The sequence below is a fragment of the Haemophilus sp. oral taxon 851 str. F0397 genome (genome assembly GCF_000242295.1).
Classification (GTDB): domain Bacteria; phylum Pseudomonadota; class Gammaproteobacteria; order Enterobacterales; family Pasteurellaceae; genus Haemophilus.
The window spans coordinates 131485-131859 of the sequence record NZ_JH591082.1 but is presented as its reverse complement, the minus strand read 5'-3'; the positions used below and the strand labels follow the sequence as shown (position 1 = coordinate 131859).

The following is a 375-nucleotide window of genomic DNA, read 5'->3' as shown; positions in this document are numbered from 1 at the left end:
CGTGTTCTTGCGTACGTTCTAATAAATCATAAAGTTGTAACAAACGTTCGGCATAAGTGGTAAGTGCTGTACCTTCGCCATTTTACTGATGGACGAACCACTTTCTGCCCTTTATGTTCCCCGCAAACGCGAGCTAATGCAATATTTGGAACGTCTTTCTAAAGAAATTAATATCCCGATTTTATATGTTACACATAGCTTGGACGAACTGTTGCGTTTAGCTGATCGTGTTGTGCTGATGGAAAACGGCATTGTGAAAGCCTATGACAGCGTAGAAAAAATTTGGAATAGTGCTATTTTTGCTCCTTGGAAAGGGGAAAGTGAACAGAGCAGTGTGCTCACCTTGCCCGTTCATTTGCATAATCCACCTTATAA

2 pseudogenes are annotated in these 375 nt (G+C 41.1%); one reads left to right on the top strand and one right to left on the bottom strand.

The features are described from left to right. Positions 1-82: pseudogene (locus tag HMPREF9096_RS09430) on the bottom strand (molybdenum-dependent transcriptional regulator); the annotation flags it as partial. On the opposite strand from HMPREF9096_RS09430, the pseudogene HMPREF9096_RS08975 reads away from it, so the two are divergent. After that, a pseudogene (locus HMPREF9096_RS08975) lies at positions 80-375 on the top strand (molybdenum ABC transporter ATP-binding protein); the annotation flags it as partial. The pseudogenes HMPREF9096_RS09430 and HMPREF9096_RS08975 sit on opposite strands and share 3 nt — an antisense overlap.